Source organism: Corallococcus sp. BB11-1 (assembly GCF_026626625.1).
Classification (GTDB): Bacteria; Myxococcota; Myxococcia; order Myxococcales; family Myxococcaceae; genus Corallococcus; species Corallococcus soli.
Map to the genome: position 1 here is coordinate 100442 of NZ_JAPNJY010000025.1, position 23217 is coordinate 123658.

General features: G+C 70.3%; 13 protein-coding genes. 8 read left to right on the forward strand and 5 right to left on the reverse strand.

Annotation, left to right across the window (positions count from 1 at the left end):
* On the forward strand, positions 1-3186 hold the full coding sequence (locus OV207_RS20355; protein ID WP_324291548.1) for a hypothetical protein: 3186 nt from the start codon (positions 1-3) through the stop codon (positions 3184-3186).
* Here the strand turns inward: OV207_RS20355 and nadD are convergent, their stop codons facing one another.
* The 5 genes from nadD to OV207_RS20380 all read right to left on the reverse strand — a co-directional run bounded on the left by nadD (position 3187) and on the right by OV207_RS20380 (position 7922).
* Positions 3187-3759: a nicotinate (nicotinamide) nucleotide adenylyltransferase gene (gene nadD / locus OV207_RS20360; protein WP_267556782.1), complete on the reverse strand. Its 573-nt coding sequence runs from the start codon at positions 3757-3759 to the stop codon at positions 3187-3189.
* A 10-nt stretch (positions 3760-3769) separates the two neighbouring features.
* Positions 3770-4444 (reverse strand): hypothetical protein, encoded by a 675-nt coding sequence (locus OV207_RS20365; RefSeq protein WP_193348578.1) that lies wholly within the window; start codon positions 4442-4444, stop codon positions 3770-3772.
* Positions 4445-4451: 7 nt separating this feature from the next.
* Entirely contained in the window at positions 4452-5642 is a 1191-nt protein-coding gene (locus OV207_RS20370; protein WP_193348577.1) for an exo-beta-N-acetylmuramidase NamZ domain-containing protein, read from the reverse strand.
* A gap of 48 nt (positions 5643-5690) precedes the next feature.
* Complete coding sequence (locus OV207_RS20375) at positions 5691-7118, reverse strand: adenylate/guanylate cyclase domain-containing protein (protein ID WP_267556783.1); 1428 nt, start codon at positions 7116-7118, stop codon at positions 5691-5693.
* A gap of 66 nt (positions 7119-7184) precedes the next feature.
* Complete coding sequence (locus OV207_RS20380) at positions 7185-7922, reverse strand: hypothetical protein (protein ID WP_267556851.1); 738 nt, start codon at positions 7920-7922, stop codon at positions 7185-7187.
* Positions 7923-7997: 75 nt separating this feature from the next.
* On the opposite strand from OV207_RS20380, the gene OV207_RS20385 reads away from it, so the two are divergent.
* The 7 genes from OV207_RS20385 (at position 7998) to OV207_RS20415 (ending at position 23165) form a co-directional block, all read left to right on the forward strand.
* Positions 7998-10403 carry an endonuclease MutS2 gene (locus OV207_RS20385; RefSeq protein WP_193348969.1) on the forward strand — a complete coding sequence of 802 codons (2406 nt, stop codon included), beginning with the start codon at positions 7998-8000 and terminating at the stop codon, positions 10401-10403.
* A gap of 128 nt (positions 10404-10531) precedes the next feature.
* Entirely contained in the window at positions 10532-12604 is a 2073-nt protein-coding gene (locus OV207_RS20390) for a putative metal-binding motif-containing protein (RefSeq protein WP_267556784.1), read from the forward strand.
* 149 nt (positions 12605-12753) lie between these two features.
* Positions 12754-14988 carry a putative metal-binding motif-containing protein gene (locus OV207_RS20395; protein WP_267556785.1) on the forward strand — a complete coding sequence of 745 codons (2235 nt, stop codon included), beginning with the start codon at positions 12754-12756 and terminating at the stop codon, positions 14986-14988.
* Positions 14989-15152: 164 nt separating this feature from the next.
* Positions 15153-17435 (forward strand): putative metal-binding motif-containing protein, encoded by a 2283-nt coding sequence (locus tag OV207_RS20400; protein ID WP_267556786.1) that lies wholly within the window; start codon positions 15153-15155, stop codon positions 17433-17435.
* A 93-nt stretch (positions 17436-17528) separates the two neighbouring features.
* Positions 17529-18659, forward strand: a complete 1131-nt coding sequence (locus OV207_RS20405) for a sterol desaturase family protein (RefSeq protein ID WP_267556788.1) — start codon at positions 17529-17531, stop codon at positions 18657-18659.
* Between the two features lie 45 nt (positions 18660-18704).
* A complete protein-coding gene (locus tag OV207_RS20410) occupies positions 18705-22214 on the forward strand; it encodes an ATP-binding protein (RefSeq protein WP_267556789.1) in 3510 nt (1169 codons plus the stop codon).
* 159 nt (positions 22215-22373) lie between these two features.
* Complete coding sequence (locus tag OV207_RS20415) at positions 22374-23165, forward strand: class I SAM-dependent methyltransferase (protein ID WP_267556790.1); 792 nt, start codon at positions 22374-22376, stop codon at positions 23163-23165.
* The last annotated feature ends 52 nt before the right edge of the window (positions 23166-23217 follow it).

A 23217-nucleotide genomic window follows, 5' to 3' on the forward strand; every position in this document is an offset into this window, starting at 1 on the left:
ATGTCAGCTTCCAGCGGGTCTGCCCGCCAGCCCGCCCTTCTCGCCTGCCTCCTGCTGCTGACGTCAGGGTGTGCTTTCGTCGCACCCCGTTTCCCGCAGAACGTCCAGGCGTCGTTCGCCCGGGACGACATGCAGAAGCTGACCACGCGGTCGATGGAGCTGTACTACCCGGCCCACCTGCGCCCGACGGCCCTGCGCATCGCCGCCCGCATGGAAGGCTGCGTGGACCGCCTGCGCACCGACACCTGGAGCCAGGCGGAGCGCAAGCGGGTCCTCGTCTACCTGACGAGCGCGGACTTCAACAACGCGTACGTCCAGTCGGAGTTCGCCAGCACGCCGCAGCAGATGGTGCTGCCGCAGCACATGACGCTGGAGCAGTTCAACCTGCTGGGGCTGGGCGAGACGGAGATTGGCGACGTGGCGTGTCACGAAGCCGTCCACTACGTGCAGATGCAGCAGGTGGGCGGCCTCTGGAACGTGCTCAACACCCTGAGCGGTGGCCTCTTCCAGCCCAACATCTTCACCGAGTCCTGGTTCCTGGAGGGACTGGCCACCTACTACGAGGGGCGCCTGGGAAAGGACACCGGCCGTCCCCACAGCCCGGTGTGGCGCGGCTGGTGGGAGGGCGTGGTGCAGGCCCGGCGCGGGGAGCTCAACGCGGGCTACCTGTCCCCGGAGCACCGCGCGTTGGATCCGTTCGGCGGCAACTACCTGAGCGGGATGCACTTCGTGGAGTACCTGGCCCGGACGTATGGCGAGAAGCGCCTGTGGAAGCTGGTGGAGGAGCAGGGCAGCTCCCTCATCCCGCCCGTCGCCGTGACGCTGCGGTTCAAGCGCGTGTATGGCAAGGACATCGGCTCGCTGTTCAGCGAGTACGAGCAGAGCCTCCAGCAGAACCTCCAGGTGCGCGAGCGCCCCGCCACCCAGCAGGTGCGCGTGCCGGACGCGGGCTACTTCTCCCGGCTCGCCGCCAACCCGAAGGATGGCAGCTCCGCGCTCCTGAGCGTGGGCCGGGAAGACATCACCCACCTCACCGTGCGCGAGCGCGACGGTCGCGAGCGCTTCAGCCGGGCGCTGGTGCAGCTGCTGCCGGGGCGCAGGTGGGTGCTGGCCAGCCCGTCGCTCGCCAGCGGCATGACGTTCAGCCGCGACGGCGCCTGGCTGTACCTGGTCGGCGCGGACGTGGACGCGCTGGGCAGCTACACGGCGAAGCTGTGGCGCGTCGATGCGCGCACGGGCGACGTGGTGAAGCTCTGGGACGGGCTGGAGGGCATGGGCGGCGACATCAGCGAGGACGGCCGCAGCTACGTGTTCGTGGAGGTGCGCGGCGACGCGGCGAACCTCGTGCGCCTGGACCTGGAGTCGGGCCAGCGGGAGCGGCTGACGGACTTCCAGCCCCACTCGGCCCTGGGCCCGCCCGCGACGTCTCCGGAGGGCCGGCGCCTGGTGTTCCCCCTGTCCGGGCCGCGGGGCTGGGACCTGGTGCTGCGCGAGCCGGACGGCTCCCTGCGCTGGCTCACGCGCGACGGGCTCTTCAACTATTCGCCCCGGTGGCTGGACGCGGATCACCTCACCTTCCTGCGCGAACACGAGGGCCGGCTCCAGGTCCACGTGATGACGGTGTCCACCCGGCGCATCGCGCGCGTCACGGACGCGCCCCACCTGACGCTCGACGTGGCGCCCGAGGGCGAGGACTCGGTCGTCTTCCTCAACCGCGACGGCACGAACTTCACCGTGGACAGCGCCCCCCTGTCCGAAGCCCTGGCCGAGCTGCGCACGGCGTCCGCTCCGGCAGGCACGGTCGCTTCCGCCACGGGCGCGACGGCCCCCCAGGGCCCTGACGCTCCGCCTCCCGCGACGGACACCCCCTCCGTGGATGCGACGTCCTCCCTGCCCACGGAGGAGGCCTCCGGCTTCGTCAGCTTCCCGGGCGGGGCCACGGACCCCGCCGCTCCGGCCTCGCCGGAGGCGCTCACGCAGGTGCCCTCTGGAGCGCCCGCGAGCGGCGCGCCCATGGCACCGCCTCCGCTGACGTCCGACCCCGACAGCGACCTGGACGGGCCCGTGGTGCCGCCGGCCATCGCGGGCCGCGCCGTGGACGTGCTGTCGGACAAGCCCTACTCCACGCTGGAGGGTTTCTTCGTCCCGAACTACCGCGTGCCGTACTTCTACACCGTGCCCAACGACATCGACGGCGAGGACCCGTACCTCGCGGCCGGGTTGGCGCTGGCGGGACAGGACCGGCTGGGCTTCCACGCGTACTCGCTGCTGCTCACGTACGACACGAAGGTGGAGCAGCCCAGCGTGTCGTTCGCGTACGGCAACGCGCAGCTGGCGCCCGTCTACCTCCAGCTGTCCGCGTCCCGCGTCCGCGACATCGACCGCACCGACCTCCAGGCGACGGTCTTCGCTTCACGCACGTTCTGGACGACGCCGGTGACCTTCGGCGTGCTCGCGCTGGACCGCCGCTTCGACGCCACGGATCGCCGCCCCGAAATCGTCACCCGCATCATCGGCCCGGAGGTCTCCGCGTCCTACTTCGCCGGCGAGGGCACGTCCTACGGCGGCACGCAGCGCGGCCTGGGGCTGTCGCTCAGCGGCGGCCTCTACCCGAAGGCCTTCTCCCGCGACTCCACCATGGGGGACGTGCGCCTGGGCGTGGAGGGCTACCTGGGCGGCCTGCCCTTCACCGGCAAGGACAACCTCCAGCTCTCCGCCGTGGGCCGCGCCCTGCCCGGCGCGCCCGATGAGTTGCTGGAGGTGGGCGGCATCCTCCCGGGGCAGGCCTTCTACACCAGCCGCGACACCACGGACGACGGCGGCCTGCCGCTGCAGCTCCAGCCGGGGCTCGCCTTCAGCGAGTACCTGCGCGGCTACGAGGACCGCACCTTCCGCGCGCGCAACGTGCTCATCGCCAATGCGCGCTACCGCTACCGCGTCATCGTGGACTACGGCTGGGCCTCCACGCTGTGGCTGCTGCCGTCGCTCTTCGTCAGCCAGTTCGAGCTGGAGGGCTTCGGCACCCTGGCGCGCACGGACAACCGGAACAACCACGGGGCGGTGGGCGGCTCCGCGACGCTGCGGTTCACCCTGGGGCAGGCGTACGCCCTCTCCGTCTTCTACCAGTACGCGCGCCGCTTCGATGACCGCCTGGGCGACCTGCACCTCGTTGGCGCGACCTTCTAGTCAGTCCGCCCGGACGCGCGGGACGGCCAGCCCGAACAGGCCCGCCTCGCGCGCCACCGCGAGCACGCCCTCCGGCACCAGCTCCGACGGCTCCAGGCCCCGCGCCAGCTGCTCGCGCACCTGGGTGGAGGACACCTCCGCCAGCGGCGGCCCCACCGTGTCGGGAGCCGGGTAGCCCGCGCGGTAGAGCACCAGCACGCGCGCCATCCGCTGGATGCGGTCGAAGTCCTTCCAGTGCGGCAGGTCGCGCAGGATGTCGCTGCCGATGATGAGCGAGAAGCGGGTGTCCGGGTGGCGCTCCACCAGGAAGGCCAGCGTGTCCACCGTGCGCCCGCTCCCGCCCACCTCGCGCTCGACGAGGCTCGTCTGGAGCCAGCCGGAGGTCTCCCGGCAGAGCGCGTCGCACATGCGCGCGCGGTGCTCGAAGGACTCCAGCTGCTTGCCGAAGGGATGGTGGAACGTGGGCATCAGCCAGACGGCATCCACGCCCTGCGTCGCATGCACGTAGGTGGCCGCCATCAGGTGGCCCACGTGCGGCGGGTTGAACGAGCCTCCGAGCAGCGCGACCTTCACGGCGGGCCTCTTATTTGACGGTGAGCTTCGTCCCACGCGAATCGACCTGGAGCACCTGGGGCGGCAGCACCTGGTGCCCGTCCAACCGGAAGGCGGAGAAGCTCAGGTTGCGCTCCGCCTTCTCCAAGAGGCCGCACGTCTGCTCCGCCGCGCCCACCAGCCGGCCCGGCGTCACGAAGTAGCGCGGGCCAATCTGCACCACCTTGGGCTCCGCCTCCCTGCCGTGGATGAACACCTGGGCGTTGAGCAGGTCGTCGCGCACCAGGTCGTTCTTGTCGTGCACCACGCAGCAGAGCGTGTCCCCCACCAGGTCCATGGCCTTGTTGGCCACGGCCGGATCCCGGTACGCCAGCGACTCGCGCTCCGGCACGCGCACGAAGCGCTCCATCACCAGCCGCCGGTCGTCCTCCGACGCCACGTCCGCGGGCGCCTCGCCATACGCGGGCGTGCGCGGCTTGCCCTCCTGGGGCGCCACCAGCCACTGCGACACGTCCGCCAGGAAGTCCGCGTCGGAGTACTCGCGCCCGCCCCGGCTCTTCTGGCGGCGCCACAGCACCCACTCATCCAGGTCCGTGTAGCGCGCGCCCACGAAGAGGAAGCGCCGGGCGCCCTTGGCCCGCAGCAGCTCATAGGCCGCGTCGAAGGCGCCCAGGTCGCCATGCGTATCGGAGAAGACGCCAATCACGGGGAGCTCACCGCCCCACAGCGTACAGCAGGGCGGGCTCGCGGTGCTTCCGGAAGGCCTCCGTCTGCAGGGCGAAGCCCTCCAGCATCCGGTCCAGGCTCCACCCCTGCTCGATGCCGCGGCGCACCTGGTCGGTGCCGCACAGGAGGTCGAACGCGGGCACGTCCTCCACGAACTCGTACGCGTCCGCCCGCCAGTCGAAGTGGCCGGGGCCAATGTCGTGCAGCGCCTGGAAGATGGCGATGCCCGTGCGCAGCGGCTGGAAGGCGTGCCGATCCGTGACGTGGATGAAGGCCCCGTTGCACGACTCGCCCCGGTACTTGTCGAAGGTGGGGGTGAAGCCCACCGGCCGGAAGGCCACGCCCGGCAGGCGCTCCTTGTCCAGGCGCGCGAGCAGCGCGTCGGTGTCCACCCACGGCGCGCCGAACTGCTCGAACGGGCGGCAGGTGCCCCGCCCCTCCGACACGTTGGTGCCCTCCCCCAGGCACATGCCCGGGTACACCAGCGCCGTGTCCGCGGTGGGCATGTTGGGCGACGGCGGCAGGAACGGCAGCCCGGTGTCGCTCCAGTGCATGTCGCGCGTCCAGCCCTCGCACCGCACCACCGTGAGCTCGCAGCCGAAGCCCTCCTGCGAATTGAACAGCCGCGCCAGTTCCCCCGCCGTCATGCCGTGGCGGTTGGGCAGCGCGTACAGGCCCACGAAGGAGCGGAAGCGGTCCCCCACGAGGTTGCCTTCCAGCGTCACCCCGTCCAGCGGGTTGGGCCTGTCCAGCACGTAGAAGGGCACGCGCGCCTGGGCCGCGGCCTTCATCGCCAGCGCCATGGTGTAGACGTAGGTGTAGTAGCGGCTGCCCACGTCCTGGATGTCGAACACCAGCGCGTCCAGGCCCTTCAGCCACTCGGGACGCGGCGAGAGCGACTCGAAGGTGGAGCCATAGAGGCTGTACACGGGCACGCCGGTGCGCCGGTCGTGCGCCTGATCCACGGCCACCATGTACTGGGCCTCACCCCGGATGCCGTGCTCCGGGCCGAAGAGCGCCGCCAGCGTCACGCCCTCCGCGCCGACCAACAGGTCCGCCAGGTGGCGGAAGCGCGAGTCCACGCTGGTGGGGTTGACGATGGCGCCCACCCGCTTGCCCTTGAGCGCGGAGAAGCCCTGCGCGGCCCACACATCCAGTCCCGTCTTCACCTTCGTCACGGTTGTCGCCTCGTCCCGTCGCACGCTCAAGCGCGTGGTCGCGGGAGGTCAGTTGGCGTCCAGGCGCTTGAGCGCGCCCTCAGCGGCCTTCTTCGAATCGCAGTTGGAGCGCAGGAAACCGCCGGAGCGGCCGTCATCCTCCCCGCCGTTCTCCGCCAGGGACTCCAGCGTGCCGCGCGCGTCCTCCAGCTTCAACTCCGCCGCCGTCCGCACGGCGGCGACCCGCGTCCAGCAGTTCTCATGCTCCAGCAGGGAGACGATCCGCGACACGGCGTCGTCGTCCCCCTTCTTCGCGGCCTGGCCGTAGTCCCCCAGCGCGCCCGACACGTTGCCCTGCGCCTCCGAAAGCCTCCCCGCCAGGTACAGGCGCCGGCCCGGATCCTTCTCCGCGTCGATGTACTTCTGCGCCTCGTTGGAGCGCCGGGTCTTCTCCATCCCCGCCGTGCCCTCCACCGCGCGGATGGAGCGCATGGGGGCGCTGCCCACCCACAAGAACCCTCCGGCGCCCACGAGCAGCACGCCCGCCGCCGCGACCACGAGCAGCCCCTTCTTGCGCTGCTCCGGCGTCATCCGGGCCCGCGCCTCCAGCATCCGCCCCCAGAGGGCGCTGCCCGCGGAATGCGCCTGCTGTCCCAGCACAGTCGCCCTCTGGCCCACCACCACCGCGCCCTCCGCGGCGCGTTGGCTGAGCACCACCGCGCCGCTGGCCGCCTTCTGTCCCAGCACCACCGCGCCGCTGGCCGCCTTCTGTCCCAGCACCACCGCGCCCCCCGCGGCACGCTGGCCCAGCTGCGCCGCGCCCTGCCCCAGCTGCGCCGCGCCCACCGCCGCGCGCTGCCCCAGGGCGCTCAGGTCCATGCCCTCCTCGGACACGCGCGACAGGGCCAGGTTGCCGAACGGCGGCATCGACGTCGCCTCCGCCTCCGACACCACCAGGCCCGGCGACGGCGCCTCCACCCGGTAGGGCGCGCGCGGCACGCGGAAGACGCGGATCTTCCCGGGGATGCCCTTCAGCTCGAAGGCGCCCACCTCCTGCGACGGCACCTCCGCCTTGTTCATGGCCAGGTAGACGGCTTCGGTGAAGAAGACCTCGTCCGCGTCGGTGATGCCCTCCACCCGGGCGGCGATGTTCACCGGCTCGCCGAAGATGTCATTGGCCTCCACCCGCACTTCGCCCACGTTGACGGCGACGCGGACGTGGAGCTGATCCTCCTCCGGGAGAAGGCGGTTGTGGTGCCAGAGCTGGTCCTGGATGGCGATGCCGCTCAGGACGGCCTGGGTCGGGGATTCGAAGGTGACGAGGAACGCGTCGCCAATGGTTTTGATGATGCGTCCACCGAACGCCCTGAACAGCGGGGCGAGCAACGCCTCATGCACCTGGAGCAGCCGCTGGTTCTCTTCCAGCGTCTGACGACTGGTGCGTTCGGTGAAGCCCTTGATGTCGGTGAAGACGATGGCGAGGTTGGCGGTCTTCAAGGCGGGGGCAGTGTATGCAGCGCGTCGCGCGAAGCAATCGCCACGGCCGGACCCGTTTGAAGCGTGTCAGCGCTTCGAAGGTTTGAGCACCCGCATGGATCGCTTTTCGGGGGCCACGAGCTGCGCCCTCACCTTCGCGGCGAGCTGGGGCCTGTCCGTCCGCTCGTAGAAGGCGGCCAGCGTGCGAAGGACGCCCGGGCTGGTCGGCTGGGCGTCGCGCGCGGCCAGGAACTCGCGCTCCGCGTCCAGCGTGCGCCCCTGCTTCTCCAGCACCGCCGCCAGCTGCAGGCGCACCTGCACCCACGCGGGCTGCGACCTGGACAGGGGCCGGTAGTGCAGCTCCGCCTTGAGCCAGTCACCGACCTGGGCCCAGAGGCCCGCGAGCCGGAAGCGCGCGTCGTCGTAGGACGGGCGCAGGCCCACGGCCTTCTCATAGGCGCGGATGGCGTCGAAGGTGGCGCGGCGCTCCTCCAGGAGCTGGCCCCGGAGGAAGTGGACCCGGGGGTTCTCCGGGGCCTCGAGCAGGGCCGCGTCCAGGTGCGCCTGGGCCCGCTCCAGCGCCGGGGTGCTCCCCGCCTTGAGCAGCAGCCGTGCTGCCTCCAGGCGGGGCAGCTCCCAGCGGGGCTGGGCGACCGACAGCCGCTCCAGGGCGGCCAGGGCCCCCGCGTCGTTCCCGGCCGTCTCCAGGGCCAGGGCGTCCGCCAGCGGGCTGGGCGCCGCCGGGGCCGCCGGAGCTGTCAGGACCGGGGGAGCCGGTGCGTCGGAGGCGCCCGTCAGCAACGCCGCCACGAGAACCCACATCATGCCCGGCAGATAGCAGAGCCAGGTGGGCCACCTCAACACTTCCCCTTGACGGACACCCGGCCGCGCATGAAACCCATGACCGTGCAGATCTCCCAACGAACGCTGGAAGACCTTGGTTACTCGGAAGTGCTCCGCGCGCTGACGCAGCGCTGCCGCACGGAGCCAGGAAGGGAGCGGGTGCTTGCCCGCCCGTTCCACGACTCCGAAGCGGAAGTCACCGAAGCGCTGGCCCTCGTGGAGGAGGCCCGCTTCCTGTCGCAGCAGCAGTTCTCCCTGCCCCTGGGTGGCGTGACGGACCTGCGCACCGCGGTGGGCCACGCGGAGAAGGGCGGCATCCTGGAGCCCCGCCAGCTCATCGACGCGGCCCAGCTGCTCTTCGCCTTCGCCCGGACGCGCGAGGCGCTGGACGAGCGCAAGGAGCGGGTCCCCCGGCTGGTGGAGATTTCGCGGCGCCTGCCCTTCCTGGAGGCGATGGCGCGCCGGCTGGACCAGTGTTTTGAACCGGACGGTGAGATCTCCGACCGCGCCAGTCCGGAGCTCAAGGAAGCCCGCGACAGGGCGCGCGGCCTGCACCGGCGCATCAAGACGCGGCTGGACGAGCTGCTCCACGACGAGTCCTTCATCCCGAAGCTGCGTGAGAACTACTACACGCTGCGCAACGGGCGGTACGTGGTGCCGGTGGTGTCCAACTACCGCTCGGAGGTGGACGGCATCGTCCACAACGCCAGCCAGACGGGCCAGACGCTCTTCATGGAGCCGCAGGCGATGGTGGGCCTGGGCAACGACCTGGCCATCGCGCAGTCGGAGGTGGCGGAGGAGGAGCGCCGGGTGCTCCAGGAGCTGAGCCAGTTGGTGGGCCGCGAATCCACGCGCATCCTGGAGGGCCTGGAGGCGGTGGCGGAGCTGGACGAGGTGGAGGCCATCGCCATCCTCTCCGCGGACCTGGACGCCACGACGCCCACCTTCGTGGACGTCACGGAGTTGCAGCTGCGCGGCCTGCGCCACCCGCGGCTCGTGCTCAAGGGCACGGAGGTGGTGTCCAACGACGTGGCGCTGACGGGCGGCGCGCGGGCCCTGGTGGTCTCCGGCCCCAACGCGGGCGGCAAGACGGTGACGCTGACGGGCGTGGGGCTGTGCGCGCTGATGCTGCGCGCGGGCCTGCCGGTGCCGGTGGGCGAAGGGTCGCGGATGCCGCTGTACCGCTCCGTACACTCCACCGTCGGTGACGCGCAGGACCTGACGCAGGGCCTGTCCACGTTCAGCGCCCACGTCACGCTGCTGCGGGACATCCTGACGGAGGTGGGCCAGGACTCGCTGGTGCTCATCGACGAGATCGCCGCGGACACCGACCCGCGCGAGGGCGCGGCCATCGCCATCGCGGTGCTGGAGGAGCTGCTGGGCAAGGGCGCCTACGCGCTCGTCACCACGCACCTGGAGGAGCTCAAGGCGCTGGCGCACATGGATCCGCGCTTCCTGAACGCGCGCGTGGGCTTCGACTCCAAGAAGATGGCGCCCACGTACCGGCTGCAGATGGGCGCCTCGGGCCAGTCCTCCGCCATCGACATGGCGGCGCGCGTGGGCCTGCCCCCGAAGGTGTGCGAGCGCGCGCGGGAGCTGTCGCTCAACGCGGGCGGCCCGCTCACCAAGGCGCTGGCGGCGGCCGAGGACGAACGGCGCAAGCTCTACGAGGAGCTGGAGAAGGCGCGCATCGCCGCGAAGGAGGCCGAGGCGCTCCGGGCGGACCTGGAGAAGCAGAAGGTCGCCTTCGAGCGCGAGCGCAAGGGCCGGATGATGCAGTTCAACGAGGACGTGCACACGGCCAGCGAGCACGCCGCCCAGGAGGTCCGCGACCTCCTGACGAAGCTGCGCAGCGAACAGAACGAGAAGTCGCTCTCCGAGGCGCGCATGCAGTTGCAGCAGCGCGCGGACGAAGCGCTGAAGCGCGCGGCGGCGGCCAAGGCGGAGCTGTTCCAGGTGGAGGCCCCGGGCCCCGCGAACCTCAAGGTGGGCGCGTGGGTGCACCACTCCGGCCTGGGCCGGGACGTGGAGATCCTGGAGCTGACGGACGGGCAGGCGGTGGTGTCCGCGGGCGGCGCGCTGAAGATGCGGGTGGCGACGACGGAGCTGTCCGGTTCGCGCACCCGCAAGCCGCAGCAGACGAAGTTCCCGGATCGCCAGAAGGGGGAGGCGGCCCTCAAGCGTGCGGCCTCCGCGGCGCCCGCGCAGGTGGATGCCACGAACTTCCGCTGCGACGTGCGCGGCATGCGCGCGGACGACGCGCTGTCGGAGCTGGAGCGGTTCCTGGATCAGGGCATGCGCCGGGGCGAGGAGGCCGCGTTGATCATCCACGGCCACGGCACCGGTGCGCTCAAGCAGACCATCCGCGACCACCTGGCCGCGTCGCCGTACATCCGCATGTTCCGCCCCGGAGAAGGCCATGAGGGCGGCGACGGCGTGACCGTGGTCGCCCTCCGGGGCTGACGGACGTAGGAAGTCGGACACAGGGAGCCGGGGTCCAGGAGGCCCCGCTCCCCATCGTCGGCGGTGGGCCGCCCTACCCTGCGCGGCGGCATTCGGTGCGGGGAGAAGGGTTGAGTACAGTGCAGGCCATGCATCGGCTCTGCCTGCTGGGATGTGTGTTGCTGCTGAGTGCCTGCCGCGAGAAGGCCCCTGAAGAGGGCGCGCTCCGCGTCACCGTGAAGTACGGCACCTATCGTCCCGCGTGCGTGCGCGTGGAGGTCCAGGACACGCAGGGGCATAAGGAGGGGACGGACATCCCCTCCAGCCAGTTCAAGGAACGCGCCGAGAAGGAGCTCCGGATCGCGGTGCTCCGCAGGGCCGAATGGGACCGTGAGCTGACCGTCACGGTGTCCTCGTTCAACGCCCTGGAGGGAGACCGGTGCGGGGGCGCGGCCGTGGAGACGCATGGCAGCGGAGGGACGGTGGCTGTGCCCCCCAAGCAGTTCTCCGAGTGGGAGACCCGGCTCAAGGCGGAGGACGCGGACGGCGACGGCTACCTCGTCGGAGCCATGTGGGGGGAGCCTGCTGACTGCGATGACGGCAGTGCGGCGTTCAACCCGGGCGTCATTGAGACGTGCTCAGGGATGGTGGACTTCAACTGCAACAAGTTGACTGGCTGCCAGGATCCCGCGTGCAGGGGCATGGCTTGTGATGATGGCAATGCCTGCACGCAGGGAGACCACTGCGAAGGAGAAGGCGCGGAAGCCCGCTGCCTGCCGACTACCACCACCCAGTGCACCCAGCCGAGCGGCCTCTGCGCCGCGCCCCAGGCGTGCCAGCCGTCAACGGGCCTGTGTGAAGCGGGCCCCTTCCCCGAAGGGGTGCTGTGCAACGACGGCAGGATCTGCACGAGCGGAGATCAATGCGATGGAAATGGTGCATGCGTCGGCACGCCCATGACCTGCGCTCCCCCCGAGCAGTGCTTCCGGCTCGCGCAGGCCTGCACCTCGGGTGCGGACTGCCGGTACGAAGTGGATCCCACGAAGCTCAACACCCCGTGCACCAACACACCCAATGGGAGCCCGGGTGTCTGCCTGCCGACTGGCGCGTGCAGCCCCTTCCCCTACAAGCCCTACAGCTTCGATCCGAACGTCATCTCCGCATCCGACATCCAGGAGCTCCGGACTACGGGCGACGTGACCTTTGACTCTGACACCCTGACGTGGGCGCCGTCGTCCTCCGTGACGGATGTCGCCCAGCTCAAGTACCTGCCCATTGCCCAGGGGGCTGGCCTCCCCGAAGCGATCCTCATCCCGGTGGCGACGCTGGACTTGGGAGGAGCGCTGACGCTTGTGGGCACGAAGCCCGTCATCCTGGCCGTGTTCGGGGATGCGAACGTGAATCGGCCCATCCTCGTCAACAGCACCACGGTGCCCGGCGCGGGCGCCAACCAGAATTGTGGTTCCGCGGCCGGAGCGAACGGGCAGTACGCCAACAGGAAGGGCGGCGGCGGGGGCGGCGCGGGCAACGGCACCGCAGGCAAGGAAGGCGGAAAGGGCTACAGCAATGGTGGTGCACAGGGTGGAGCAGGAGCAGCCCGGAGTGAGGCACCGGTTCCCCTCATGGGAGGATGTGCGGGCGGCGACGGCGGTGGTGGCAATGGTGCTGTGGCAGGCAAAGGCGGAGCGGGGGGTGGTGCCTTCCAGCTTTCGGTCGCGCGCACGCTGACCGTTTCAAAGCACATCTCCGCCAGCGGTCAGGGCGGTAGAGGTGGCAGCGCCAACACCAACGGTGGCGGCACGTCCGCAGGAGGTGGCGGCGGTGGCAGCGGAGGTCGCGTGGTGCTGGAAGCCTTCCAGGTGGCCCTGACGGACAGTGCCCGCCTCACCGCCAACGGCGGCGGCGGCGGCGAAGGCGGCACGGCCAACGGCTCTACCAGCGTCAACGGCGAGGACGGTACCCACGGAGCAGAGGACCAGAGCACTTCTGCGGCCGGCGGTGACTCCAACAGTATCAGTGGCGGAAACGGTGGAACGGGTGGGGCCGGGAACACGCCGCCGCAAAGTGGCTCCAACGGCAGTACTTCTAGTAACGCCGAAGGTGGCGGCGGTGGCGGTGGTGGCGCCGTGGGCTACATCCACCTGCGAAGCATTCAGACCTGCGCGATAGACGGGGACGCCGTCATCAGTCCGGACTCTACAGGCGGATGCCAGCTCCCCTGATGCACCGTTCTCGGCAGCCAGGGCGCCGGTATCTGGATAGACGTTGAATGGCTCGTTGACAGGGAATCGGGGTCCAGGAGGCCCCGCTACCTGTCATTCCTTCACGGAGGGATTCGGCAGGGAAGACGTATTGGGTAGAGTGCCGCGCCATGTCTCGGCTCTTCCTCTTGGGATGCGTGGTTCTGCTGGCCTCTTGCCGTATGAAGGAGCCACAAGACGGCGTGATCCGCCTGACCGTGGAGCACGGCAGCTATCAACCCCCATGCGTGCGCGTGGAGTTGGAAGATGGCGAGCACCGGGCGGCGACGGACATCCCCTCCAGCCAATTCACGGATCCGGACACAAAAGAAACCCGGGTTGCGATGGTGCGCAAGCCGGACTGGGGACAAGCACTGTCTTTGATGGTGTCCTCGTTCGACGCAGTTACCGGGGAGCAATGCTCGGGAGAACGGGTGGAGACCCAGCACGACTCAGTGCTGAACGTGCCGAAGGGCGCATCGCACTCATGGACCATCACGCTGCTGGCGAGCGACGCGGATGGTGATGGGTATCTCCAGAATGCCCAACGGTCGAACGGGCCCGACTGCGACGACACGAACCCGAACATCCACCCAGGCGCGACCGAGACGTGCAGCGCTACCGTGGATTTGAATTGCAACGCGCTCATTGGCTGCCAGGAGCCTGCGTGCAGAAGCATGGCTTGTGATGATGGCAATGCCTGCACGCAGGGAGACCACTGCGAAGGAGAAGGCGCGGAAGCCCGCTGCCTGCCGACCACCACCACACAGTGCGCCCAGCCGAGCGAACCCTGTGCCGCACTCCAGACGTGCCAGTCGGCCACGGGCCTATGCGAGGCGGGTCCCTTTCCCGAAGGGGTCCTGTGTGACGACGGCAACCTCTGCACGGACGGGGATCGATGCAGCGCCGGCACCTGCGCGGGCAATGCGCGCCTGTGCGACCCGGGCACCGCCAGTTGTCGGGAGAGTGCGGGCACCTGCAACCCCACCACGGGGGCGTGTGGCTACAAGCCGCTGCCGGCCACTATCGCCTGCGATGACGCGCTGCCTTGCACCACGGCCGACCAGTGCAATGGGAACGGTGCGTGCGTGGGCACACCCGCGGCCTGCGCTCCCCCCGAGCAGTGCTTCCGGCTCGCGCAGGCCTGCACCTCGGTCGCGGACTGCCGGTACGAAGTGGATCCCACGAAGCTCAACACCCCGTGCACCAACACGCCCAATGGGAGTCCGGGCGTGTGCATGCCGAGCGGCGCGTGCAGCCCCTTCCCCTACAAGCCCTACAACTTCGATCCGAACGCCATCGCCGCGTCCGACATCCAGGGCCTCCAGACCTCCGGCGCCGTGACCTTCGACTCCGATACCCTGTCGTGGACGCCGTCATCCTCCGTAACGAATGTCGCCCAGCTCAAGTACCTGCCCGTTACCCAGGGGGCTGGCCTCCCCGAAGCGATCCTCATCCCGGTGGCAACGCTGCAGTTAGGAGGAGCGTTGACGCTCGTGGGTTTGAAGCCCGTCATCCTGGCCGTGTTCGGGAATGCGAGCGTGGATCAGCCCATCTTCGTCAATAGCCTTACTGCGCCCGGCGCGGGCGCCAACCAGAACTGTGGTTCCGCGGCCGGAACGAACGGGCAGTTCGCCAACCGCAAGGCTGGCGGTGGCGGCGGCGCGGGCAACGGCACTGCGGGCAAGGAAGGCGGAAAGGGCTACAGCAATGGTGGCGCACAGGGTGGAGCAGGAGCAGCCCGGAGTGAGGCACCGGTTCCCCTCATGGGAGGATGTGCAGGTGGCGACGGCGGTGGTGGCAATGGTGCTGTGGCAGGCAAAGGCGGAGCGGGGGGTGGTGCCTTCCAGCTTTCGGTCGCGCGCACGCTGACCGTTTCAAAGCACATCTCCGCCAGCGGCCATGGCGGAGGAGGAGGCGGCGCCAACACCAGCGGTGGCGGCGCGTCCGCAGGGGGTGGCGGTGGTGGCAGTGGAGGTCGCGTGGTGCTGGAAGCCTTCCAGGTGGCCCTGACGGACAGTGCCCGCCTCACCGCCAACGGCGGCGGCGGCGGCGAAGGCGGCGCGGCCTCCAGTTCTGCCAGCACCAACGGAGAGGACGGTACCAATGGCGCAGAGGACCAGAGCTCTCCCGCAGCCGGCGGTGACTCCAACAGTAACAGTGGTGGAAACGGTGGAACGGGTGGAACCGGGAACACGCCGCCGCAAAGTGGCTCCAGTGGCGGTACTTTTAATAACGCCGAAGGTGCTGGTGGCGGTGGCGGTGGCGCCGTGGGCTACATCCACCTGCGGAGCGTGCAGTCCTGCATGATGGCCAGCGGCCCTGTCATCAGCCCACCGCCCACCGGAGGATGCTCGGTCCCTTGATGCACCGTTCTCGGCAACCAGGGCGTCGGTACCAAGACAAGCTTTGAAGCACGCACTCCAGCGAGCCGGGTCCAGGGGACCCCGCTCGCCACAGAAGGCACCGCCCTTCCCTTCTTCACCCCGGGTCTCGGAGGCGCGGGGAATGTTGGATACAGTGCCACGCCATGTATCGGCTCTGCCTGTTGGGATTCGTGGTGTTGCTGGGCGCTTGTGGCGAGAAGGCCCCCGAGGACGGCGCGCTTCGCGTCTCCGTGGAGTACGGCTCCTACAAGCCCGCGTGCGTGCGCGTGGAGGTCCAGGACACGCAGCGCCCTCGCGGCGCGACGGACATCGTCCAGGGGCAGTTCAAGAACGACGCCACGAAGACGGTCCTCGTCGCGGTGCTCCGCAAGCCGGAATGGGGCCGTGAGCTGACCGTCTCGGTGTCCTCGTTCGCGAACATCGACGGCACCCGCTGCGCCGGTCCCGCCGTCGAGCAGTTCACGAGCGAAGCCCCCATCGCGATTCCTCCCCGGGAGTTCGCCCGCTTCGACGTGAAGCTGGTGGCGGTGGACACGGACGAAGACGGCTCGCCTTCGGCCGTGGGCCTGTCCTGGGCCGGAGCCTCCGACTGCGATGACTCCCGGAAGGACGTCCGCCCGGGCGCCGCGGAGCAGTGCGACGAAACGACGGACTACGACTGCGACGGCCTCAAAGCGTGCGCGGACAGGGACTGCGCGGAGAAGACCTGCACGGGCGGAGACAAGTGCACCACGAACAAGCGGTGCATTGGCGTGGGCGCGGCCGCGGAATGCGGAGGTGGCGTTCCCGTCGTGTGCGACCAGTCACCGAACCTCTGCGCGCCCCGGCTGTCGTGCGAGTCCAGCACGGGTGAGTGCGTCCCGGGCCCCGTCCCGGTGGGCATGGCCTGCGACAGCGGCGACAAATGCGTGCCCACGGCAAGCTGTAATGCCAACAGCCAGTGCGACGGCCCTTCCCTGGTGTGCCCTCCCAACATGAGCTCCGTCTGTCAGGCGGAGGCGGGCACCTGCGACTCGACCAGCGGCCTGTGCCGGTACGAGCCCAAGCCCGCCATGACGGTCTGTACGGATGCGGATCCCTGCACGGCGACCAGCTCCTGCGATGGCCAGGGTGCCTGCGTCGGCACCGTCGAAGCGTGCAGCGCGCCCGTGTGCCAGCGGGTGTTCAGCGGCTGCGTCGCGCAGAACAACTGCCAGTTTGAACCGGACCCGGCACAGCTCAACACGCTGTGCGGCGAGTCCCCCAGCGGGCGCCCGCGCGTATGCGATGCAACCGGGGCTTGCGTGCCGTTCCCCTATCCCACGAGCAACTTCCCCGCGAATGAGATCCAGGCGGCGGACATCCGGACCCTCATCACCACGGGGAACGTGATGTTCGACACCGACAATGGGGAGTTCGGGACGTGGACCCCCGCGGAGGCCGTCGTGAACCTGGCCCAACTCCAGGTCCTGCCCATCACCCAGGGAGATGGCATTCCCAGTGCCTTGCTCATCCCGGTGCGCACCCTGGAACTGGGCGGGACGCTGCGCATCGTGGGCTCCCGCCCCGTCATCCTGGCCGTCTTCGGGGACGCGACGCTGAACCATCCCATCCTCGTCAGCGGACGCTTCGAGAACGGGACGATGGTGCCGGGCGCGGGCGGCCAACAGGTGTGTACCGGCATCGCTGGCACGAATGGAAGCTACGTCAACAACTGGGGCGGAGGCGGCGGAGGCGCGGGCGGCGGCACCCCGGGGGCCGCTGGCGGCACGGGGGTTGGTGGAGCGGTGCAAGGTCTTGCTGGAGGAGCCCGAGTCAGCGCTCCCATTCCGCTCCTGGGTGGTTGCGCGGGAGGCGCTGGCGGCGGCATGTCCGGCGTGCTGGGTGGAATGGGGGGCGCCGGAGGAGGCGCCGTCCAGATCTCCGTCTCCAGAACGCTGACCGTGGCAACCCACATCTCCGCGAGCGCAGCGGCGGGGCTGGGTGGAAGAGCCCAGGCTTCGGGCCCGTCAGCAGCATCGGGAGGTGGTGGCGGAGGCAGTGGCGGCCTCGTGGTGCTGGAGGCCTTCCAGCTCAACCTCACTGGCAACGCCCGCCTCACCGCGAATGGTGGCGGTGGCGGCGAAGGCGCGGAGGCTCCACTGGTGCTGGGAGGACCGACCAATGACGGCGCGGCGGGCACGAATGGATCCGAAACCGAGAACAGCGTCGCATCGGGAGGAGACGGGACGCCTTTCTACGGAGGTTCGGGTGGAAACGGGGGTGCAGGGATCACCGCGCCCACTACGGGCCAGGATGGCACCACCCTCGTGCTCCTTGGCTCCGGCGCCGGTGGTGGCGGCGGCGGCGCGGCGGGCCGCATCCACTTGCGCAGCCTCCAACCGTGCGCCCCGCTCCAGGGCGCGGTGATCAGCCCTCCCGCTCCGGACGTCTGCCCGTTGCCTTGACCCGCTTTCGTTGGAAGTCCCAACCGCCGGGGTCCTGGCGAAGGGCGTCAGGAAGCCCGCTAGATTCCTTCCCCGTCTCACCTTCCCTTCTGGATGGTTCCCTTGGAATTCCCTTTGGCCCCCGCCCTGCGCATCGACCTGGGCAAGCGGGCCGGTGTCACCGGCGGACTGCTGGGCGTGTTGTGCGTGCTCGCCGAGTTCTGCTTCCTGTTCCCCCACGTGCTGGTGTCCAACGACGGACGCGCCTTCTACTCGGAGCACCTGGGCCTCTTCCGGGGAATCCTCCAGGTGTCCATCGTCCTCACCTTCGTGCTGGGCACCTTCAGCGTGCTGACGCTGCGCTCCAAGGCGCACGGGGGCATCGCCATGGTGCTCGCGATGGTGGCCATGCTGCTGGGGGGCGGAGAGGCGGAGCCCCTCACGCACCAGCCGCGCGCGCTGAGCGCGGGCCTGGACTTCTTCGCCCTGGACCTGCTGGTGCTAGGGCTGATCTTCATCCCCATGGAGCGGCTGTGGGGCCTGCATGAGCAGCGCATCTTCCGCGCGGGCTGGCAGACGGACCTGAAGCACTTCTTCGTCAGCCACGTGGGCGTGCAGCTCATCTCCTTCTCGGTGCTCATCCCGGTCCAGGTGTTCCTGTCCTGGGCGGTGCGCATGGACTTCCAGAAGCACGTGGCCGCCCAGCCGGTCTGGCTCCAGTTCTTCGAAATCCTGCTGGTGGTGGACCTGGTGAGCTACTGGGTGCACCGGGCCTTCCATACGGTGCCGTGGATGTGGAACTTCCACGCCATCCACCACTCCAGCCTGCACATGGACTGGCTGGCCAGCTCCCGCTCGCACCTGGTGGACGTGCTCGTCAACCGGCTGGCGGGCTTCGTGCCGGTGTTCCTCCTGGGCTTCCACCCGTCCGCCATCTACGGCTACCTGGTCTTCGTGTCCTTCCACGCCGTGTACATCCACGCGAACGTCACCCACCGCTGGCCCTACCTGCGGTGGATCTTCGCGACCCCGGAGTTCCACCACTGGCACCACACGTCGGATGAGGAGGGCATCGACAAGAACTTCGCCGTCTTCCTGTCGTTCATCGATGCACTTTTCGGCACCGCGCACATGCCAGCGCACTGGCCATCCGCGTACGGAACCACGAAGTTCCAGCCCCCGGAGACCTACCTGGGGCAGCTCGCGTACCCGTTCAAACGGCACGAAGAGACGCCCTACGGGTAGCCAAACGCCTTCCACCAGGGAAGGGGGCCCGGGGCGTGGAGGCGCATGAGTGCGGTAGACGATGTACTGCGGGGCGGAGGTGCTTGTGGCGCCCTGCTGCGACAGGTGGACTGGGCGAACACGGCCCTCGGCCCCGTGGAGTCCTGGCCCCAGTCCCTGCGCACGTCCGTGGGCATCGTGCTGGCGGCCAGCTACCCGCTCTACGTCGCGTGGGGGCCGAAGTACGTCCAGCTCTACAACGACGCGTACCGCCCCATCTGCGGCAGGACGAAGCACCCCGCCGCCCTGGGCCAGGAGGCGGCCGTCACCTGGCCGGAGGTCTGGCACGTGCTGGGCCCCGACTGGGCGCGCATCCAGTCCACCGGCGAGGCCGTCTACGTCGAAGACTTGATGATGCCGCTCGACCGCAACGGCTTCGTCGAGGAGTGCTACTTCACCTACAGTCACTCGCCCATCCGCGATGAGTCAGGCGGCGTGGGCGGCATCTTCGCCGCGCTCACCGAAACCACTGCGCAGGTCATCGGCACCCGCCGGCTCGACACCCTGCGCGCGCTGGGCGCGGCCACCGCCGAGCGCGCCACCTCCGAGGAGGCCTGCCAGGAAGCGCTCCGCGTCATCGCCACGGATCCGCACGACGTGCCCTTCGCCCTGCTCTACCTGGTGGACGACGCGACCGGCACGGCGCGGCTGGCCGGGACGTGCGGGCTGCCCGCGGACGTGGACGGCCTGGCGCCCGCCACCGTCGCGCTCCTGGAGGACACCCCGGGCGCGGAGGCCCCCTGGCCCCTGGGCCCCACCGCGAGCACCAACGCCGCCGTGGAGTGGAAGCGGCTGCCCACGAACACGGGCTCCGTGGCGGCCGGCCCCTGGCCGGAAGGGGCCGCCTCCGCCTGGGTGCAGCCCCTGCCGCGAGTCGGGCATGCGCGGCCCGCGGGCTTCCTGGTGACGGGCCTGAGCGCCCGCCTCGCGCTCGACGAGAAGTACCGGGGCTTCCTGGAGCTGCTGGCGCGAGGCGTGACGACGGCCATCGCCGGTGCCCAGGCCCGCGAGGAGGAGCGCCGCCGCGCGGAGGCCCTGTCCGCGCTGGACCGCGCGAAGACGGACTTCTTCAGCAACGTGAGCCACGAGTTCCGCACGCCGCTGGCGCTGATGTTGGGCCCGGTGGAGGACGGCCTCCAGGACCCGGTGGAGCCCCTGGGGCCCCGGCAGTTGGAGCGCCAGCGGACGGTGCACCGCAACGGCCTGCGCCTGCTCAAGCTCGTCAACACGCTGCTGGACTTCTCCCGCATCGAAGCGGGCCGCATGCACTCGGCGGCGGCGCCCACGGACCTCGCCGCGCTCACGGTGGGGCTGGTCAGCGGCTTCCGCTCCACCCTGGAGCGCGCGGGCCTGTCGCTGGAGGTGGACTGCCCCCCGCTTCCACGGCCCGTCTGGGTGGATCCCGAGCAGTGGGAGAAGGTCGTCCTCAACCTCGTCTCCAACGCGTTCAAGTTCACCCACGCGGGCGGCATCCGCGTGAGCCTCCGGTCGCAGGAGTCCCGGGTGTTGCTGAGCGTGGCGGACACCGGCACGGGCATCCCGGCGGACGAGTTGCCGCGCATCTTCGAGCGCTTCCACCGGGTGCAGGGGGCCCGGGGGCGCAGCTACGAGGGCAGCGGCATCGGCCTGTCGCTGGTGCGGGAGCTGGTGAAGCTGCACGGGGGCGACATCCAGGTGGAGAGCGTTCCCGGCCAGGGGAGCACCTTCACCGTCACGCTGCCCACGCAGGCCGAGCCCGCCCCGAGGCCGGGCCGGCGAAGCGTGACGGAGGGACCGGTACCGGAACAGGCCCACGAGCCCGCGCTGGAACCCGGCGCGGCGTCCGGCCCGGTGTCCGCTCCAGGGCCTCGCTCCGAGTCCGACCTGGCGCCGGATTCGGGGCGGGGTGCGCAGCCGTCTCCGAGGACCGCGCCGGGCCTGGCCATGTCGGCGTTCCTGGAGGAAACCTCCGGCTGGCTGGAGGCACCGAGCGTTCCCCTGCTCCTGGCGCCCGACGCGGGACCATCACCGGCGCCCCGAGGCATCGAGGGTCACGTCCTGTTCGTGGATGACAACGCGGACATGCGCGCGTACGTGCGCTCGCTGCTCGCGGAGCGCTTCGAGCTGACGCTGGCGGCGAACGGGTTGGAGGCGCTGGAGGCCTGTCGGAGCCGGGTGCCCGACCTCGTGCTGAGCGACGTGATGATGCCGGGGCTGGATGGCTTCGGGCTCCTGCGCCGGCTGCGCGAGGACGCGCGCACGCGCTACGTGCCCATCATCCTGCTGTCGGCGCGGGCCGGCGAGGAGGCCACCGTGGAGGGCCTGCGCATGGGGGCCACCGACTACCTGGTGAAGCCCTTCTCGGCGCGCGAGCTGCTGGCGCGCGTGGAGGGAAACCTCGCGGCGGCGCGGGCGCGGAAGGGGCAGCGCCGCGCGGAGCAGGAGCGCGAGAAGTTCAGCGCCGTGGTGGAGCAGTCCTCGGACTTCATCGGGATTGGCGAGACGGACGGGAGGGCCGTGTTCGTCAATGAAGCGGGGCAGCGGCTGCTGGGGTTGCAGGGCATGGAGGAGGTGCGGCGCACGAGCCTGCTCGACTACTTCCACGAAGAGGACCGCCGCTACGTGCGCGACGTCATCCTCCCGAGGCTGCGGGAACAGGGCCGCTGGGACGGCGAGTTCCGCTTCCGTCACTTCCGCACCGGGGCCACGGTGCCCGTGCACTTCAACTTCTTCATGCTGCGCGACGCGACCACGGGCGAGGACATGGGCATCGCCACGGTGAGCCGCGACATCACCGAACGCCACCGCCGCGAGGAGGACGCGCGGCAGCGCGCGGAGTTCGAGCAACAGCTCATCGGCATCGTCAGCCACGACCTGCGCAACCCCCTCAACGCCATCCTGCTGTCAGCGCACGCCCTGCTCCAGCGCGACGACCTGGGCGAGCGCGCGACCAAGAACACGGGCCGCATCATCAGCAGCGCCGAGCGCGCCAACCGGCTCATCCGCGACCTGCTGGACGTGACCCAGGCCCGGCTGGGCGGAGGGCTGCCGGTGCACCGCCGCGCCATGGACTTCCACGAGGCCACCCGTCAGGCGCTGGAGGAGGTCCAGGTGGCGTTCCCGGAGCGCCAGGTGGTGCTGGAGCAACAGGGCGACGGCCACGGCACCTGGGACGGGGAGCGGCTGGGCCAGGTGGTGCAGAACCTGGTCACCAACGCCCTCCGCTACGGCGACCCGGACGCGCCGGTGCGGGTGACGACGCGCGCGGAGGGGGACGACCTGCTGCTGGAGGTCCACAACCGGGGCCGCCCCATTCCCCCGGAGATGCTGCCCAAGCTGTTCCAGGCGATGCGGCGAGGCCAGCACGACGAGGACCGGGCGTCCCGCAGCGTGGGGCTGGGGCTCTACATCGTGGAGCAGGTGGTGCGAGCACACGGCGGTCGCGTGGTCGCGACCTCCAGCGCCGAGGCCGGCACGACCTTCTCCGTCCACCTGCCCCGCCAGGCGACCGTGCACGCCCACGACCTGGTGTCCTGAGCCCGGCGCGCCTGGGCCGGATGAGCCCCGGGGCTTGCGGCAGGCGGCGCGTGGAGGCGCCACGGGAGGTGTGTCCGTTCAAGGCACCCACGTCCCGCAAGCGGACAGCCGGCCCTGCTTTTGGAAGGCAAGCGGAGGCCCGGGGCGTATAGATCGCGCATGCGCAATGCACTGCTGACGGCCTCGTTCCTCGTCCTCGCGGGTTGTTCCCATTCGACGTCCGCGACCCCGTCGTCTCCTGCCTCGACCCCCGACTCCCAGCCCGCGCCCGTGTCGGCGCAGGCGCTGGTGGACGCCCCTGATCGCACGGAGGCGGACCGGGCGCTGGATGCGGGCCGGCACCCCGCGGCCCTCATCGAATTCTCCGGCGTGCGGCCCGGCATGAAGGTCGCGGAGCTGATGGCGGGCGGCGGCTACACCACGGAGTTCCTGGCGCGCGCGGTGGGGCCCACGGGCAAGGTGTACGGCGTGAACCCGAAGTTCGTGCTGGAGAAGTTCGCGGAGAAGCCGTGGCAGGAGCGGCTGGCGCGTCCGGTGAACCAGAACGTGGTGCGCGTGGACCGCGAGCTGGACTCGCCGCTGCCGCCCGAAGTGAATGACCTGGACGTGGTGGTGAGCAACATCATCTACCACGACGTCACGCTGCTCGGCTCGGACCCGGCGAAGATGAACGCGGCGGTGTTCCAGGCGCTCAAGCCCGGTGGCGTCTACGTCATCCTGGATTCGAGCGCGAAGCCCGGCACCGGCATCGCGGACGCCAAGACGCTGCACCGCATCGACGAGAAGGTGGTGCACGAAGAGGTCGAGGCGGCGGGCTTCAAGCTCCAGGAGGAGACCGACGTCTGGCGCAACCCGGAGGACACGCGCGACTGGAACTCCAGCCCAGGCGCCGCGGGCGAACGCCGGGGCACGAGCGACCGGTTCGCGCTGAGGTTCGTCAAGCCGGGCTAACCTCCGCGCCGAAGCGCTCGCGCGGATGGGAACGCCCCTTCGTGCGAGCGTC

What these genes read in the sequence shown, in the direction of transcription:
- OV207_RS20395 (WP_267556785.1), top strand. Translation starts at nt 12,754, where the DNA reads ATGTCTCGGCTCTTCCTCTTGGGATGCGTGGTTCTGCTGGCCTCTTGC.
- OV207_RS20355 (WP_324291548.1), top strand. Translation starts at nt 1, where the DNA reads ATGTCAGCTTCCAGCGGGTCTGCCCGCCAGCCCGCCCTTCTCGCCTGC.
- OV207_RS20405 (WP_267556788.1), top strand. Translation starts at nt 17,529, where the DNA reads ATGGTTCCCTTGGAATTCCCTTTGGCCCCCGCCCTGCGCATCGACCTG.
- OV207_RS20385 (WP_193348969.1), top strand. Translation starts at nt 7,998, where the DNA reads ATGACCGTGCAGATCTCCCAACGAACGCTGGAAGACCTTGGTTACTCG.
- OV207_RS20400 (WP_267556786.1), top strand. Translation starts at nt 15,153, where the DNA reads ATGTATCGGCTCTGCCTGTTGGGATTCGTGGTGTTGCTGGGCGCTTGT.
- OV207_RS20380 (WP_267556851.1), bottom strand. Translation starts at nt 7,922, where the DNA reads ATGATGTGGGTTCTCGTGGCGGCGTTGCTGACGGGCGCCTCCGACGCA.
- OV207_RS20390 (WP_267556784.1), top strand. Translation starts at nt 10,532, where the DNA reads ATGCATCGGCTCTGCCTGCTGGGATGTGTGTTGCTGCTGAGTGCCTGC.
- OV207_RS20415 (WP_267556790.1), top strand. Translation starts at nt 22,374, where the DNA reads ATGCGCAATGCACTGCTGACGGCCTCGTTCCTCGTCCTCGCGGGTTGT.
- OV207_RS20410 (WP_267556789.1), top strand. Translation starts at nt 18,705, where the DNA reads ATGAGTGCGGTAGACGATGTACTGCGGGGCGGAGGTGCTTGTGGCGCC.